16 protein-coding genes are annotated in these 16,681 nt (G+C 57.5%); 2 read left to right on the forward strand and 14 right to left on the reverse strand.

Annotated elements, in window-relative coordinates; translation table 11 throughout:
- Positions 1–50: 50 nt before the first annotated feature.
- The 6 genes from tsaD to FJ145_07395 form a co-directional block, all read right to left on the reverse strand.
- Positions 51–1,049 (reverse strand): tRNA (adenosine(37)-N6)-threonylcarbamoyltransferase complex transferase subunit TsaD, encoded by a 999-nt coding sequence (gene tsaD / locus FJ145_07370; GenBank protein MBM4261247.1) that lies wholly within the window; start codon positions 1,047–1,049, stop codon positions 51–53.
- Positions 1,050–1,058: 9 nt separating this feature from the next.
- A complete protein-coding gene (locus FJ145_07375; protein MBM4261248.1) occupies positions 1,059–1,796 on the reverse strand; it encodes a hypothetical protein in 738 nt (245 codons plus the stop codon).
- Positions 1,797–1,830: 34 nt separating this feature from the next.
- Positions 1,831–4,104 carry a PBP1A family penicillin-binding protein gene (locus tag FJ145_07380; protein MBM4261249.1) on the reverse strand — a complete coding sequence of 758 codons (2,274 nt, stop codon included), beginning with the start codon at positions 4,102–4,104 and terminating at the stop codon, positions 1,831–1,833.
- 106 nt (positions 4,105–4,210) lie between these two features.
- Complete coding sequence (locus tag FJ145_07385; GenBank protein ID MBM4261250.1) at positions 4,211–5,719, reverse strand: DegQ family serine endoprotease; 1,509 nt, start codon at positions 5,717–5,719, stop codon at positions 4,211–4,213.
- 8 nt (positions 5,720–5,727) lie between these two features.
- On the reverse strand, positions 5,728–6,150 hold the full coding sequence (locus FJ145_07390) for a DUF1844 domain-containing protein (GenBank protein MBM4261251.1): 423 nt from the start codon (positions 6,148–6,150) through the stop codon (positions 5,728–5,730).
- A gap of 272 nt (positions 6,151–6,422) precedes the next feature.
- The gene (locus FJ145_07395) at positions 6,423–7,406 is read right to left on the reverse strand and encodes a glycosyltransferase family 9 protein (protein ID MBM4261252.1); all 984 of its coding nucleotides are present in this window, start codon (positions 7,404–7,406) and stop codon (positions 6,423–6,425) included.
- 76 nt (positions 7,407–7,482) lie between these two features.
- Between FJ145_07395 and cysK the strand changes: the two genes are divergently transcribed.
- Complete coding sequence (gene cysK, locus FJ145_07400) at positions 7,483–8,436, forward strand: cysteine synthase A (protein ID MBM4261253.1); 954 nt, start codon at positions 7,483–7,485, stop codon at positions 8,434–8,436.
- Positions 8,412–9,251, forward strand: a complete 840-nt coding sequence (gene larE / locus FJ145_07405) for an ATP-dependent sacrificial sulfur transferase LarE (GenBank protein ID MBM4261254.1) — start codon at positions 8,412–8,414, stop codon at positions 9,249–9,251. Before cysK ends, larE begins: the two co-directional genes overlap by 25 nt.
- A 65-nt stretch (positions 9,252–9,316) precedes the next feature.
- On the opposite strand, the gene FJ145_07410 is transcribed toward larE, so the two are convergent.
- The 8 genes from FJ145_07410 to obgE all read right to left on the reverse strand — a co-directional run bounded on the left by FJ145_07410 (position 9,317) and on the right by obgE (position 16,517).
- Complete coding sequence (locus FJ145_07410; GenBank protein ID MBM4261255.1) at positions 9,317–9,745, reverse strand: type II toxin-antitoxin system VapC family toxin; 429 nt, start codon at positions 9,743–9,745, stop codon at positions 9,317–9,319.
- Entirely contained in the window at positions 9,739–10,038 is a 300-nt protein-coding gene (locus tag FJ145_07415; protein ID MBM4261256.1) for a type II toxin-antitoxin system prevent-host-death family antitoxin, read from the reverse strand. Before FJ145_07415 ends, FJ145_07410 begins: the two co-directional genes overlap by 7 nt.
- 69 nt (positions 10,039–10,107) lie before the next feature.
- The gene (locus tag FJ145_07420; GenBank protein MBM4261257.1) at positions 10,108–11,655 is read right to left on the reverse strand and encodes a 2,3-bisphosphoglycerate-independent phosphoglycerate mutase; all 1,548 of its coding nucleotides are present in this window, start codon (positions 11,653–11,655) and stop codon (positions 10,108–10,110) included.
- A gap of 79 nt (positions 11,656–11,734) precedes the next feature.
- Positions 11,735–12,124, reverse strand: coding sequence for a ribosome silencing factor (rsfS, locus tag FJ145_07425; GenBank protein ID MBM4261258.1), 390 nt, complete (start codon positions 12,122–12,124; stop codon positions 11,735–11,737).
- 13 nt (positions 12,125–12,137) lie between these two features.
- A complete protein-coding gene (locus FJ145_07430) occupies positions 12,138–12,791 on the reverse strand; it encodes a nicotinate-nucleotide adenylyltransferase (protein MBM4261259.1) in 654 nt (217 codons plus the stop codon).
- 147 nt (positions 12,792–12,938) lie between these two features.
- On the reverse strand, positions 12,939–14,201 hold the full coding sequence (locus FJ145_07435; GenBank protein ID MBM4261260.1) for a glutamate-5-semialdehyde dehydrogenase: 1,263 nt from the start codon (positions 14,199–14,201) through the stop codon (positions 12,939–12,941).
- 125 nt (positions 14,202–14,326) lie between these two features.
- Positions 14,327–15,496: a glutamate 5-kinase gene (proB, locus tag FJ145_07440; GenBank protein MBM4261261.1), complete on the reverse strand. Its 1,170-nt coding sequence runs from the start codon at positions 15,494–15,496 to the stop codon at positions 14,327–14,329.
- Positions 15,477–16,517: a GTPase ObgE gene (obgE, locus tag FJ145_07445; GenBank protein ID MBM4261262.1), complete on the reverse strand. Its 1,041-nt coding sequence runs from the start codon at positions 16,515–16,517 to the stop codon at positions 15,477–15,479. The genes proB and obgE overlap by 20 nt, the downstream gene beginning before the upstream one ends.
- Between the last annotated feature and the right edge of the window lie 164 nt (positions 16,518–16,681).

Consider the following 16,681-nt stretch of genomic DNA (forward strand, 5'->3'; position numbering starts at 1 on the left):
CTCCGAAGTCGGGAAGACATGCAAATCCGCTCGGGAGCCTTGCGATCAGTTCAAAGCGTCAGGTCGGCGTCGGCGTTCAAGGCGTAATCGTCGCGCCGGCCGCGCCGCAGCCAGTCATGTCCCGCCAACGCGATCATCGCGCCATTGTCGGTGCAAAATTTCGGCGCCGGGGCAAAAACTTTGAACCCGTCGGCTTGGCCCAACTCGGCCATCTTAACGCGCAGCCGGCTATTGGCCGCCACGCCGCCGGACAACACAATTTGCTTTACACCCAACGCATGGCACGCCGCCAAGGTGGGCTTCACCAGCATATCGACCACCGCTTCTTGGAAACTCGCGGCGATGTCGGCCTGGTGATTTCTCCAATGCGCTTCGCCCTGGGTCTTGAGATAGTGCCACACGGCGGTCTTGATGCCGCTGAAACTGAACTCGTAACTGCCCTTGCGAAAGCGCGCGCGCGGAAACTTGAGCGCTTTCGCGTCGCCGCTCCTGGCCAAATTGTCGATCGGCCGGCCGCCCGGATATCCGAGATCCATCATCTTGGCGACTTTATCGAAAGCTTCGCCGGCGGCGTCGTCGCGCGTGCCGCCTAAAAAAACATAATCGCCGACGTCTTTGACATGGTAGAGCAGCGTATGTCCCCCGGAAGCGATCAATGCGATATAGGGAAAGCTGACGTCATGCTCCAAACGAATCGCCAGGAGATGGGCTTCGAGATGATTGATGCCAACGAAAGGAATGCCCCAACGAAACGCCATTCCTTTGGCCATGGAAAGTCCGACCAGTAGCGAGCCCACCAGACCTGGGCCGTAGGTAACAGCGATGCCATCGATCTGTTGAATCGTCACCCCGGCCTTTTGCAGCGCGCTGTCGATGATCGGCACGATATTTTTTATGTGCTGGCGCGAGGCCAGCTCCGGAACGACGCCGCCGTAGGGGCTGTGAATCTGGTCCTGCGAAGAAACGATATTGGCGAGAATTTCCCGTCCGTCGCGCAACACGGCGGCGGCGGTGTCGTCGCACGAGGTCTCAACCCCCAGAACCAGCATGATCGGATTTCAGTGTGGCGCGCCGGTGCTATCGGCGGGCTGTAGCCGTGACAACCCGTCGCTGGCGGTCCGATTGCCGGAGTTTAACCGCAGGGATTGGGCGTAGGAAGATTGCGCTTTATCGATCATCCCAAGAGCGCGAAAATTGTCGCCGCGCAGCGCATGAATTTCCGCCACCCAAAACGGGTCGCCGCCCATTCGCGCTTGCGCCACATCGAGAAAGTTAAGCGACTCTCGATAGCGCCTGAGCTGGTGTTGCGCCTTGGCCAGATAAAAATAGCCGTAGGGATTGCTGGAGTCGATCACAATCGTCTGTTCAAGACGAGTCAGGGCTTTGGTCGCATCACCGGCATCGAGCAGCCTACGTCCCTCTTCCGTCAGCCGCAGCGAGGCGGCTCGCTGTGGCGAGGTTCCAGGTCCGATCTTTGCCAGCAGCGAACTATTGTCAGGCAGCGGCGGCGCGGTATTTTCCGGCACGGACGACGGCGGCTCCTTAGCGCTTTCCCTGCTGCTGCTTGGCGGCACCGTGCCGCGTTTCAGATCCTGCTCGGGAATCTTGGCTTCTTGCGGCAGTGTTTTGCGCGCCGGTTCAGCCGCTGCCGGCGGTGGTGGCGGCGCGGGTGGTACGCGCACGGTTTGCGGCGCGCTGGGCACCGGCGCCGGCGGTGTCCGATAAGGTCTTTGCGGCGCACAGCCGTAAACTATCGCCGCGCCGGCTAAAAGCAGAACGAGTCTTTCGTCGAGCATCGTGTGTGGGGATCGGGTTATTAAAGGCAATGGCTTACAGCTTCTCCGCGGTCTGTCTCACCGGTGTCGCCGCCGGCATGCAACCCTCAGCACCGGGATCTGTTTCACATTTGCTTTTTGGCGCACTCTCTTGCGGCACCTCGGGGCTCGGCGGTGGGAGAAAATCGCTCACGGGCATGCTCGCCGTGGCGCTTTTCATGAACTCAGTCCAGATCGGCAGCGCGGCCTGGGCACCGGAAAGACCGACCTTATTCTGGTTATCGAAGCCCACCCAGACCAACGCCAGCAGATCGGGCGTGTAGCCGACGAACCAGGCATCTTTGTAATCGTTGGTCGTGCCGGTTTTTCCGGCCGCCGGACGATTGAACCCCCAGCTGCGCGCCTGCGCCGCGGTGCCTCGATCGAGCACGCCCTTGAGCAGATTGTTCATCATGAAGGCCACGCTGGGCGAAAGAATTTGCTCGACGCGCACGTCGCGCTTCTCCAAAACTTTCGTGTCGGCATTGACCACTTGCTTGACCGCCAGCGGTTGGGTGCGCACGCCGTTGTTGGCCAGCGTAGAAAACGCCACCGCTATCTCCAGGGGGGTTACCTCCGCCGATCCGAGTGACAATGACGGCACAGCCGGAAGAGTGCTTTGAATGCCCATGCGATGGGCGATATCGCGCACCCGCCTGATGCCAACATCGCGCGCCACTCTGCTGGTGGCTGAGTTGAGTGACATTTCCAACGCCCGCCGCACCGTCACCGAGCCGAAATAATCGTCATTATAGTTGTTTGGCTGCCACTCCTGCTTGTCGTAAACCCAAGTAAACTTCGAATCGCTGACCTGTGTGTCCGGATAGTAGCGCCCGCCTTCTTGTCCGCCGTATATAAAGGCCGCCAGGTACACGAACGGTTTGAACACCGAGCCCGGCTGCCGCTTGGCTTGGAACACCCGGTTGAACTGCGACTTGGCATAGCTCCGCCCGCCGACCATCGCTTTGATCTCGCCGGTCTGCGGCCGCAGCACGATGATGGCGCCTTCCAAAGAATCTTCATCCGGCTTGCGGCGCAGGGAAGCATGGCTTTCTTCCAGCTTCTTCAGTCCGGAGCTGAGCGCGCGCTCGGCGATCTTTTGCAGATGCAAATCGAGGCTGGTAAAAATACGCAAGCCTTCCTGCTTGAGCACCTCGTCGGAATAGTTCTCCGCCAACTCCCGCTTCAGATAGTCGACGTAGAACGGCGCATCATTGACGACTTTGATCAACTCGCGATGACGCAGCGGCTCCTTACTGGCGATATCGTACTGCTTGCGGGTGATAATTTGATCGTCGAGCAGCTTCGTGAGAACCACGTTGCGCCGCTTGGTGGCGGCTTCCAAACTACGGTAGGGGGAAAGTCTGTTGGGGGCGCGAATGAGCCCCGCCATCAGCGCCATCTCACCCACCGACAGCTCGTTGAGCTGTCGGGAAAAATAAAATTGTGCTGCTTCGGAAACACCGAAAATCCCCTGGGAGCCCTTCTGCCCGAGGTAAATTTCGTTGAGGTAATTCTCCAAAATTTCGTCCTTGGAATATTTCCGCTCGGCGATCAGCGCCATGACCGCTTCTTTGGCTTTGCGGCTGAGCTTGCGCTCATCGGACAGAAAGAAGTTCTTCATGAGCTGCTGGGTCAAGGTGCTGCCGCCCTGGACCAAACCGAGGTTTTTTAGATTGACCCAGCTAGCCCGCAAAAGCCCGATGGGATCGATACCGTGGTGGCTGTAGAAACGCTCGTCTTCGATAGCCAACACGGCTCTTATCAGCAACGGCGGCACTTCGTTCAACTTGACCACTTGCCGCTCTTGCCAGGTGCGCTCGTAGAGCCCGGTCGCCAGCTCGGGTTCGAGCTCGAGCGAAAACAGCTCCTGCGCATTGGTGGCGTTTTCAATGCGCGTAACGACCGAGTCTTGCAGCGATATCTTTACCGGGATGCCTTTGAACGCTTCGGTGGGGTAGGCGAAATCGTGCAGATACACCTCTAACAGCGCGCCGCCGGCTGGGTAGCGATATTCGCCTTTGCTCCTGGGCTGACTGGCGGTCTGCACGTAGCCCAACCGGCGCAGCTTTTCGCGCAGGTCTTCCGGGCGGACCCTGATACCGACGTATAGGAGATAACTATCCGAATAGATTTTTGAAGGGTGAACCCACTTGCGCCCTTCAAATTTTTTGGTGACCGCGTCCTGCCAATCCTTCAGCAGCCAACCGCCGAAAACCAACCCGGTGGTGGTCAGCAAGAGCGTAACGACGATGGAATTGGTGAAGATTCGAAGCTTGGACTTATTCAAAGCCAGCGCCCTACCACTGATTCATATTCCCGCAGTTCGGTCGCAAAAGCAACAAAACGAGACACGGCGAAAGCCGGGTCTCGTTCGTTGCCGCGAACCGGCTGCCTCATTTCTGTGGCTTGAGTGCCAAGAACAGCGTGCTCTCACCCCGGCGAACCAAGAAGAGCACTCCGCGTCCTTTGCGAATGGTTGCCACCGATTTCTTGTATTCATCGACGCTGCGCACCGCCTTGCGGTCGATCTCAAGGATAACGTCGCCGCGCCGAATGCCGGCTTCGTCGGCGGCGCTCCCGGGCTCGACCTGAGTCACGACGACGCCTTCGGTCTTTTCCAGGCCCAAGCTCTCCGCCACCTGTGGCGTCAAGCGCTGCACCGTCATACCCAACTCGCCTTTTTCCGGGGCCGAGGCGACAACTTCTTCCTCTTTGAGCTCACCCACCGCAACGTTGAGGATCACTTCTTTCTTGTCGCGTAGCACCTTCATGCGGACTTTTTTCTCCACCGCCGTGCGCGCCACGATGATCGGCAGCTCGGATGAGTCTTTGACTTCCTTGCCGTCGAATTCGACAATGACGTCGCCAACCTTGACGCCGGCTTTCTCCGCCGGCCCATCCTTGGAAACATTGGCCACCAGCGCGCCGTAGCCGCGCTCCATGCCCAGGCTGTCGGCGATTTCGGGCGTGACTTTCTGAATTAGCACGCCCAGATAACCGCGCGTCACTTTGCCTTTGCCACGCAGCTGCGGCAGGAGTTCTTTCACCAGATTGACTGGGATAGCAAAGCCAATCCCGATGTTGCCGCCGCTGCGCGTAAAGATCGCCGTGTTGATGCCAACCACTTCGCCGCGCAAGTTGATCAAGGGCCCGCCGGAATTGCCCGGGTTGATCGATGCATCGGTCTGGATAAAATTATCATAGGGCCCAGCGTTAATGTGCCGCCCCTTCGCGCTGACGATGCCTGAGGTCACGGTGCTGTCGAGACCAAACGGGTTGCCGATCGCCACGACCCATTCGCCGACTTCAAGTTTATCGGAGTCGCCCAATACAGCCACGGGCAAGGAGGTCTTGGCTTCGATCTTGATCACGGCGATGTCGGTCTTGGGGTCACGGCCCACCACCTTGGCCTCATGCTCGCTGTCGTCGGACAGCTTGACGACGATCTTTTGGGCATTTTCGACAACGTGATTATTAGTAAGAATGGAGCCGTCGCGATCGATGATAAAGCCCGAACCCGAACTGCGCTGGCGCTGCGGTCCGCGCGATCCGGGCCCGCCCGGCCCGCCGGGTCCACCAAAAAAGCGCCGCCAAAAATCATTGAACGGATCTTCTTCACCGAACGGGCTGCCAAAGTCCTGTCCGCCACCGCCGCGGCCTTCGCTCACAGCGGTGGTCGAGATATTGACAACCAGCGGCTTCATCCGTTTGGCCAGCGAAACGAAATCGGGTAGCCCGCCACGAACTTCTGGCGTTGCCGCCTCGCCCATGAGGTTGGCCCGGGTCGGCGCCAACCAGTCCAAGCTACCGCTAATGCCCAGGCCAATGGCCAAAGAAACCAATGCCACCAACACCACCGCTTTGGTGCTAAAGTTCTCACTCCACAGGTTTTTCAAGTTCATCGACACTCCTATTTCTGCTTCACCCGCTCCACGTACCGCATGCGCAAATCGAACAGAATATCCTCGATCAGCTTATCTTCATTGTGGGTCAAATTGCCTTTGGTCTTATCCTTGAGCATGGCGACAAGATCGATCATCTGTTTGGCCACCGGGATGTCCTGCTCAAGGTTACCGTTGGCCGGGTTGGGGATCTCACCCAAATGCATCAACGCCTGTGTGCTTAAGCTGACGACAAACGTAGAGAAATTAATCTCCGGCAACGGATCGTCACGGTGCGGGTCGGTTGCCGTGGTCGCAGTCGCGCTCGGTGGGGGCTGACTAGCGGCGGAAGCCACGGTCTCGGCGGTGTCTGCTTTAGCATCGCCCGAATCGGTAAAACGACGGCGATCCTGCACCGTGAACCCTTTTCCTTTGATCTCCTCTTCAGCCATAAAACCATCCCTTTAGAGCAAAAAAGCCTGGAAACGTCCCCGCGGCTGCTTCCAGCAGCGGATTTCCAGGCAGCATTAATCGACCACCGAGTTAGCCCCGCCGGTCACAGACTGTATACACAAGGTTTTTTGAGAACCGCAACTAAAATCAGCTAGCGAAATCGATTCAAACTCTAATCTGTGACCCCTAACCTTGTCAAGTTTAGGGAAACTTGAGTGGCGCAGCAAGCCGTCCTGGCGGTTAGCGACCAAGCATTCGAAACAGAGGATTCTCAGCGGATCACGGTCTGCTGCCTCAGCCGCGCGATGACCATATCAGGCGTTAGCAGTGTTAGGCATTTGCGATGGGGACAGCTCTTCATGACCGGCCCACTGCAGGGTGCGCATTCGACATGCAGAGATAATGCTTCCACGGCTCGCCCTCGCGGCGCCCACTGGGAGGGGTCCGACGGTCCAAACAAAGCCACCGTCGGTGCGCCCACGGCAGCTGCCAAGTGGCTCATGCCGCTATCGTTGCCGAGATAGCTCTCGCAGTGCGCCAACAATGCCGCGGCTTGGCCGAGGGTGGGCGAACGCAAGACCAGCATGTTCGATCCGTCGGGGCTGCCACGCTCCGCCTCCACCGGGCCCAGCAACATGAGCACTTGGCCCTTTTTTTCACGGCGCCACCAGTCGGCCACTACGGCGAAAGAAGACGCCGGCCAATTCTTCTCCAGCGCGCCGCTGCCCGGCGCCAGGACGAGCAAGGGCCGGCTACCGAGCCCATGCTCATTGGCGTAGTCATGCCACCAAGTCAATGCCGCCGGCGGCAACGGAATATTAGGAAGTGGTGCAGCCGCCGCGCCCGCAACACAAGAGAAGTAATAGTCTGCTTGATGTTGCGACGCTTGGGACGGACGAAAGGGATAAACGTCGCTTTCCGCGACCAGCCGGAGTTGCTCACGAAAGACCGGCTGGCCGCTTCCAGTCCACGAGTAAACCCTCCGATAGCAAGCAAAGAAATCGCCCACCCGGTCCTCCGCGGCTGCGCCGTCGACGAAGAGTCGAGCGATCTCCGGGCGTTCAATAGAATAGACTCGGATCTCTTCACGTACCAGGTCGGCGTATGCGTGACGGGCAAACACATCGAGCGGCGCTTGTCGCGCTAGATGATGTAGCGCGGGGAGCAGGCAAATGAAATCGCCCAACGCGCCCGGAAACAACACACAAACGCGCTGCGGAGTTTCCAACGAATGCGCCTTCAGAGGTAGTTTCATTGACAACGGCCGGACCAGAATATAGCATTAGTTGCAGTCCAGTCTAAGATTCCCCGCGGAGAAAGAGCGAAGTATCGTGGCCAGCAATAACGGTCATCGGTCGGTCATCGACCTCATCGGTACCACTCCCGTTGTCAAATTGCGCTGTCTCCCTGACAAGGACAGCGCCGAGGTGTGGGCAAAGTTAGAATCTTTCAACCCGGGTGGCTCGGTCAAGGACCGCATCTGCCTCAACATGATCGAGACTGCCGAGCGCGCCGCCAAGCTCAAACCCGGCGCGACGATTGTCGAGCCCACCAGCGGCAACACCGGCATTGGCCTAGCGTTGATCTCGGCAGTGAAAGGCTATCGTTTGATACTCACCATGCCCGACACCATGAGCGAAGAACGTCGCAGCCTGCTAGCAGCCTACGGCGCCCACTTGGTGCTGACGCCCGACACCAAGGGCATGGGCGGTGCGATTCACAAAGCCGAAGAACTCTTGCAGGAACATCCAGAATACTTCATGCCGCAGCAATTCAACAACCCGGCCAACCCGGAAATGCATCGCAAAACCACTGCGCAGGAGCTCTTGAAACAATTCAAACGCATCGATGCTTTTGTCGCCGGGGTTGGCACCGGCGGCACCATTACCGGCGTCGGCGAGGTGCTCAAAGAAAAGATGAAAGGCGTGCGCATCTGTGCCGTAGAGCCTGCGAATTCCCCGGTCATCTCCGGCGGCGAACCGGGCTATCATAAGATCCAAGGCATCGGCGCCGGCTTCGTGCCGGCGGTGCTCAATCGCCAATTGCTCGACGAAGTCATCGCCGTCAGCGACGACGACGCGACCCAATATGCACGGCGCTTGGCGGCTGAGGAAGGCATCCTCGTCGGCATTTCTTCCGGCGCCGCCTGCTGCGCTGCGCTGAAAGTCGCGCGCAAACTCGGCAAAGGTCATGTGGTCGTGACGGTGTTCGCCGATAAGGGCGAACACTATCTCAGCACGGATCTGTTTCACAACAAGCGATGGATGCAAAATACCAGCAACTAGAAGCGATCCTGCATAAAGCCCGGCGCGCGCTCATCGCCTTCTCCGCTGGCGTTGATTCCACCTTCCTGCTCAAAGTAGCTCACGACACACTCGGCTCCCGTGCCGTCGCGCTGACCGCTTCGTCGGCCAGCGTGCCGCCCGGCGAATTAGAATCTGCCAAAGCGTTCGTCCAACAGCTCGGTTGTCAGCACATCGTGCTCGACTCCCACGAGCTGGACAATCCCTTCTACGCGCAGAATCCGGTGAACCGCTGTTTTTTCTGCAAAGACGAGCTTTATCGCATCTGCCGTGAAGAAGCCGACAAAATCGGCATTGAAACCATCTTCGACGGCACCAATTTGGATGACTTGAAAGACCACCGTCCCGGCCTCAAGGCCGCCGAGCAGTGGCATGTGCAACATCCGCTGGTCGAAGCCGAGATGACTAAAGACGACATCCGCCGCTACAGCCGCGCGCTCGACCTGCCGACCTGGAATAAACCATCGAGCCCCTGTTTGTCATCGCGCTTCCCATACGGCACCGCGATCGATTTGGCGAAACTCAAACGGGTCGGCGCCTGCGAAATTTTTCTCAAAGAAAAAGGCTTCCGTGAGTTCCGCGTCCGCTACCACGGCGACTTGGCACGCATCGAAGTCGCGCAAACCGAACTGGACCGGCTTTTCGACAAAGATCTGCGCAGCGCCATCGTCGAGAAGTTCAAAGCCGTTGGTTTCAAGTACATCAGTCTCGACCTGCAAGGCTTTCGCAGCGGCAGTTTGAACGAAGGACTGAAGGTTAATCGCTCTATTTATTTGCGAACCAGCGGATCGTATTGATATCATCGACAAGTACTGACAGGAGGTTCAGTTATTCGAAGCGCCGAGTCGGTAAGCCTACGGGATCATGGCCCAAGAACTGAAAACCCTTCACGTTCTGCGGCGTTGGCTAAGTTGCGATCGAACGTCACGAACTCGAAACTGGTGGGATCGTGTTCCGCGGCGACAAGTGCGGCCCCAACTTGAAGCGCGTCTGCAGCGCGCAATGGGTGACTCTCGATGAGCCGCTCCGCCAATTGCCGAGTGATTTCAACGGCTGTCACTTCAGACCACTGATCCCAGGCTCGCAGCAGATCGCGCCGAGCCACACTCAAAGCAGCCGCGGCTTGCGGTTCTTCTCTGCGTCTTCTCGCAATCGCAGAAAGCAACTCCACCCGCGTAAGCGTCCAGACCACTATTTCGGAGTCTTGCCTATACCAACTCTGAACGCGAGTAGATCCTCGTTCGGCAATAAAAAGCGGAATAATCGCGGATGTGTCCCAAAACCTCACCAGCCACTCCGACGTTCATTCAACAGATCTTTCAGCACGCTTTCTTCGACCCGTGCCAAGGGACGTTTGAGCAACCAAGCACGATCACCTGACGAACCACGGCGAACAAGGCCTTTTCGTTCTAGCCGCGCGAGGCGCTCTTCCGGTGCGAGCAAAGCTCGCGACGAACCCTGCAAAGGAACGATTTTCGCCACAGGTTGGTTGCGATCCATCACCAAAATGGACTCGCCACTTTTAACCTGGTCCAGATAGCGCGAAAGATTATTCTTAAGAGCGGCGATTCCGGCTTTCTTCATATGGCTATAATAGCCATCAATAGGCCTGCGGTCAAACAGCGATGGCGAGGGCGCTCAGCGGTTGCACTGTTAAGCTTCCACGATCAAAGACCTCCCAGTCATTTCAGACGGTAACGGCAATCCGAGAAGTTGCATCACTGTCGGCGCCACGTCGATGGCCGTCCCTTCTTTTAGCTTGCATCTCTGGCGGGCTTCGTCGACGAGAATCACCGGGACGCGGTTGGTCGTATGCGCGGTGTGCGCCATGCCGGTGTCGTAATCGATCAATTGCTCGATGTTGCCGTGATCGGCGGTGATCACGACGCGGCCTTTCTTGCTGTGCACCGCGTCGACCACTTTGCCGAGACATTCATCGATCACTTCGCAGGCTTTCACCGATGCTTCGAAATTGCCGGTGTGGCCGACCATGTCGGCGTTGGCATAGTTGCAGATCACCAAGCCGACGTCCTGCTCGCGCAGGTGCTTGACCAAAGCTTCGGTCACGGGACGAGCGCTCATTTCCGGCTTCAAATCGTAGGTCGCGACATCTTTGGGTGACGGGATCAGAATTCTCTCTTCCCCTGGAAATTTATTCTCTTCGCCGCCGTTGAAGAAATAAGTCACGTGCGCATACTTTTCCGTTTCAGCAATGCGCAATTGCTTGACTCCGGCGCCACTCGCGACTTCGCCGATGATTTTTCTCACCTCACGCGGTGGGTACGCCATCGGCACTTTGATCGTTTCGTCGTACTGCGTCATGGTCGTATAAGAGCCGAGACCGATGCGGCGCCGGCGCGGAAAATCGCTAAACGCCTCATCGACAAAGGCGCGCGTCAACTCACGCGCCCGGTCGGCGCGGAAGTTAAAAAAGATGATGCTGTCGCCGTCGCGCACCAAACCATCGGGAACGTTGCTCGTGATCGCCGTCGGCAATACGAATTCGTCCGTGACTTTTTCCCTATAGCTGTTGCGAATCGCTTCCAAAGCGGAAGCTGCCTTGTTCCCCACACCTTCGGTTAAGCATTGATAGGCTTTCTCGACGCGATCCCAACGCTTGTCACGGTCCATCGCATAATAGCGTCCGCTGACCGTGGCGATTTTGGCATCGGGAAAGTTCTTCAGCTTCTCGTTCAGATCGAGCATGAACTGCTCAGCGCTGGTGGGCGGCGTATCGCGGCCGTCGAGAAACAGATGCAGATAAACTGTGCCGACTTTCTCGCGCTTGGCCATCTCGAGCAGCGCTTCCATATGCAGCTGATGGCTATGCACACCGCCGTCGCCTAACAGGCCCATCAAATGCAGCCGGCCACCATCGGCTTTAGTTTTGCGCATCGCCGCGAGCAACACTTCGTTGTGAAAGAACTTGCCCTCGTCGATGTCTTTGTGGATTAGCGTGAGGTCTTGATAGACGACCCGGCCGGCGCCGAGAATCATGTGGCCGACTTCGGAATTGCCCATCTGGCCGGCGGGCAAACCGACATCGACACCGGACATGGAAAGAGTCGCGGTCGGATACTTGCGCAAGAATTCATTAAAATTAGGCATCGCCGCGTTGGCAATCGCGTTGCCTTCTTTGCGCGGGTTGATGCCGAAACCATCGAGGATAATGAGGACCACTGGTTCAACTAGCTTGCTCACGGGAGTTTCCTTTCAAGTTGAATTATAGCTAGCACCAGGGACGTCGCCAAGCCTTTCTTTGGCGAGGAGAATGGAGGAGTTACGCTTCTTCAGCGCTTTGAAACTGTTCAGCGAGTTTGGAGTAAGCTTCTGGCAATTGCACCCGCGGCGCCTGGTCCCAAAGACCATCGAGATCGTAGAACTTGCGGACCGGTTCGTAGAAGACATGCAGCACGACATCGGAGAAATCCATCAGCACCCAGTGGCCGCGGCCGACACCTTCCACCGCCAGCGCCCGCTCGCCGTCGCTACGCGCACCCTCTTCGACACCTTGGGCGATGCTTTGTACCTGCCGGTCGGAGCGGCCCGAGCAGATGATAAAATAGTCGGCGATCGAAGTCAGCTCATTGACCTCCAGCAACACCAGGTCAACCGCCTTCTTCTCCAGCGCGTAGCCGCACAAACGAAGAGCCTTTTCTTTGGTGTCCATCTTAGCCTAGTGGTTAACGCTGCGCTCGATAAAGGCGATGCGCCTTAATGTATTTTCCCACCGAAGAGGGAATCAGGTAACGCACCGATTTGCCCCTAGCCACGAGGGCCCGAACTTCTGAGGCGGAGATCGCGATATCGGTCAACTCGATGAAATAGACTCTCCTGCCACTTTTGTGCACGTAGTTTTTCTGTTTTGGGTCATAACAAAACAGCCTGCGCACAGCAATGCCGGTGCCGCGCAACGGATCACTTTCCTTGCTGCCGGGGCGCGAGGTCACAATAAAATTACAGAGCGGAAAAATTTCCTTGTACTCCCACCAGGAACCGATCTCGCGAAAGGCATCCAAGCCGATGATAAAAAACAGCGAGTCGCCTTTGCCGAGATTGCCAGCGAATTCACGGATGGTGTCGACCGTGAACGACACTCCAGGGCGAGAGATCTCGACAGTAGAGACAGCGAAGCGGGGATTGTTTGCCACCGCCAGGCGAACCATTTGCAGCCGGTGGCGCGCCAAAGTCGTGGTCTGACCCCGCTTATGCGGTGGAATGGAAGCAGGAATGAAATAAACCCGGTCGAGCTTGTAGGTCTCGCTGACTTCCTCCGCGCTGCGCAAGTGACCCCAATGAATCGGATCGAAGGTGCCGCCGAAAAGTCCAATCCTCACGCCACACCAGAGAAGTAGGAATTATGAAAGCGGAAAGCGAAAAGCGGAAAACGGACATTGGGGAACGGCGACATTGGATTATTTTTCTGCGTCTGAGCCTTGCCGTTTTCCGTTTTCATGTTTCCGCGTTTGTTTCCTATTCCGAGTTTACTCTCTCACTTGGCCTTCGCCAAACACGATAAATTTCGTAGTCGTCAGCTCTTCCAATCCCATCGGCCCGAAGGCGTGAATCTTGCTCGTACTGATGCCGATTTCCGCGCCGAGGCCCAGCTCGCCGCCGTCATTGAAGCGCGTTGAAGCATTGACCATCACCGCCGAAGAATTTACACGGTCGATGAACTCGCGCGAGCGCTGATAATTAGTCGTGATGATGCTTTCGGTGTGCTCCGAGCCATATTTTTCGATGTGCTCGATCGCTTGGTCCATGTCTCTCACGACACGAACCGAAAGAATCAATTCGAGATACTCGGTCGACCAGTCTTCTTCGCTTGCTTTCTTGATTCCCGGAACGAGTGCAACGGTCTTTTCACAGCCGCGAACTTCCACCCCTGCGGCCTGCAACTTAGCCACACCGCTTGGCAAAAACTTCGGCGCCACCGCTTCATGCACCAACAAAGTCTCCATCGCGTTGCACACCGATGGCCGTTGCACCTTGGCGTTCAATGCGATGCGCTCAGCCATTGCCAAGTCAGCATCGGCATCGACGTAAACATGACAGACACCTTTGTAATGCTTGATCACCGGGACTTTGGAATTGGCAACGACGGCGCGGATCAGATCTTCGCCGCCGCGCGGAATGATCAGGTCGAGATATTCTTCTAATTGCAGTAATTCATGGACGAGCTGGCGATCGATGGTCTGCACGACCTGGATTGCGTGTTGCGGAATCTTGCTTTGGGCGCAAGCCTCGCTCAGCACCTGGCCTATCGCACGATTCGAAAACTGCGCTTCGCTACCGCCGCGCAAAATGACCGTGTTGCCGGACTTCAAACACAACGCCGCTGCATCAGCCGTCACGTTGGGGCGCGCTTCATAAATGATGCCGATCACGCCGAGCGGAATGCGCATGCGCCCCACTTGCAAGCCGTTGGGCCGGCGCCACATCTTGGTGACTTCGCGCACCGGATCGGGCAGCGCAAGCACGTCGCGCAGCCCTTTGGCCATCGCCTTCACACGGTTGGGATTGAGCGCAATGCGATCGAGCACTGCCGACGAAATTTCCGCCTTTTTTGCCGCGTCGAGATCTTTCTGATTTTCGGCAAGCAAAAACTCCGACCGCGCTTCAAGAGCGTCCGCCATCAGAACCAGCGCGCGATTCTTCTCCTCGGACGAAACCACCGCCAGCTTGCGCGATGCGGCCTGGGCGCGCTTGCCTAGTTCGACCGCTTCATCTCTCAATGAATTGCTCACGGGATTCCAACTATTGTCTTTTACGCTGACAAACTCCTCGGAGCCCTTCGACTCGGCTCAGGGCGAACGGATCAGAGGTTAAGAGCGTTGAAAAATCCGTTCATGCTGAACTCGTCGAAGCATTCTCACGAGTCTTTAGCAGCGTGCTGCCTATTGCCTTCTTGTAAGAGCACCAAATAATCGCGATGAATAATCTCGTCGTAGCCTTTATAGCCTAGCACTTCGTCAATTTTGCTTGTATGCAATCCCTTGATCTGATTCAACTCCGTCGAGCTGTAGTTGACCAGACCGCGCGCAAATTCTTGTCCCTGCAAGTCTAAACAACGCACGCAATCGCCGACGCCAAAGGCGCCGCGCACTTCCTTCAGTCCAGACGGCAATAAGCTCTTGCCCTTCTGCGTCACGGCCTCGTGCGCCCCTTGATCGACGACCAAATCGCCGGCCGGTTTCGGGTTATAGGCCATCCAGTGCTTGATACTGGCGAGCCGGTTGTCGTCCGGGATCACCAGCGTGCCGACTTCGTCATCGGAAAACACTTTGGCGAGCACGTTGGCTTGTAAGCCGCTGGTGATAATCGTCGGAATGCCCGCCGCCGCGGCTTTTTCCGCAGCGCCCAGCTTGGTCGCGATGCCGCCCGTGCCAAACTGGGTTTGGCTCGCCCCGCCGATGCGCCGCATTGCGTCTTTGATATCGTCGATCAATGGAATCAACTGGGCATCTTTGTGCGCCCGCGGGTCGCGATCATAGACTCCCTGCACGTCGCTGAGAATCACCAGCAGGTCCGCCTCCAGCAGCGTCGCCACCAGCGACGACAGATTATCGTTGTCGCCAAATTTCATCTCCTCGACCGCGACCGTGTCGTTCTCGTTTACGATGGGGATGATCGACGACTCCAACAGCATCTGAAACGTGTGCTTGGCGTTGATGTAGCGCTGCCGGTTGGCCAGATCGTCAGCAGTCAAAAGCACCTGTGCGACGCTCTTGTCGAATTTGGAAAAAGCCCGCTCGTAGAGCGCCATCAGCTTGATCTGTCCCACCGCTGCCAACGCCTGTTTTTCAGGAATCGTCTTTGGCCGCTCTTTGCGGCCGAGCCGCGTCATGCCCGCCGCCACGGCGCCTGAGCTCACGACCACCAGCGATTTCTTGTCGTCGTGCAGCGATGAGAGATCTCGCACCAAAGATTTGAGCCGCGCCTCTTCAATGCCATCGCTGGACGAAAGAATCTGGCTGCCGATCTTGACAACTACGCGGCGCGCGCGGCGCAGGATTTTTTGCTTATGCTCGCGCTGCGTCATATTCATTTTCGACCGGCTGCTGCTTCATCGTATCGAGCCTTCGTCCGACCAGATGCACCAATGCTTGCACGCCTTCCGTGGTTGCCGCTGAAATCATGTGCAGCGGGCGATCGGCTTTCGGCAGTTTCTTGGCAAACAACTTGGCCTTTTGCCTGCCTTCGGGCAGGTCAACTTTATTGGCAACCACGATTTGCGGCTTCTGAGCTAACTCCGGATCGAAGAGTTCCAGCTCGCGATTGATGATGGTCCATTGCGCTAGCGGATCGTCTTCGTCGATTTGCGACGCGTCAATCAAGTGAATCAACAGACTCGTGCGCGTAACATGGCGCAGAAACTTATCGCCGAGCCCCTGCCCTTCGTGCGCGCCTTCGATCAACCCGGGAATGTCAGCCACAACGAAGCTCTTGTGGTCGTAAGCAACCACGCCGAGATTCGGCACCAGGGTGGTAAACGGATAGTCGGCGATTTTCGGACGCACCGCCGAAATCACCGAAATCAGCGTCGACTTGCCGGCGTTCGGCAGACCGATAATGCCGACATCGGCCAGCAAGCGAAGCTCGATGTAAAGTTCTTTTTCTTCGCCGGGTAAACCAGGTTGGGCGAACTTGGGGCCCTGATGGGTCGATGTGGCGAAGTGTTTGTTACCTTTGCCGCCGCGCCCGCCGACGGCGACCACGGCACGCAGCCCCGGCTCCTTGAGATCGCCCAGCAATTCGCCGGTTGCCGCGTCACGAATGATCGTGCCCACTGGCACCGGGATCATGCGGTCATCGCCGCGCCGGCCATCGCAATCGCTGCCCATGCCGTGCTGGCCGCGCTTGGCTTCGTAGTGTTTTTGGTAGCGCAGATCGAGCAAAGTGGTCATGCCCGGCTCGGCGACAGCAATGACGCTGCCGCCATCGCCGCCGTTGCCGCCGCTCGGCCCGCCGCGCGGCACGAATTTCTCCCGACGGAAACTCACACACCCGCGTCCACCGTCGCCGGCTTTCACCTTGATTCGGGTTTCGTCGATGAACTTCATTACAGTCTGCAACCGCTGGACGCTGGCTTCTTAAAGCACAATACCATGAAATCGCGGCATTCGCCCGCGCTCGGAAGGCGGCCAGCCGGTCGCCCCTACGAAAAACATCCGACGCACCCCATTTATCGTTGAAGCCGCAGCCAAAAAAAAAGCCCCTTGCGGGG

The sequence above is a fragment of the Deltaproteobacteria bacterium genome (genome assembly GCA_016874755.1).
Classification (GTDB): domain Bacteria; phylum Desulfobacterota; class Binatia; order UBA9968; family UBA9968; genus DP-20.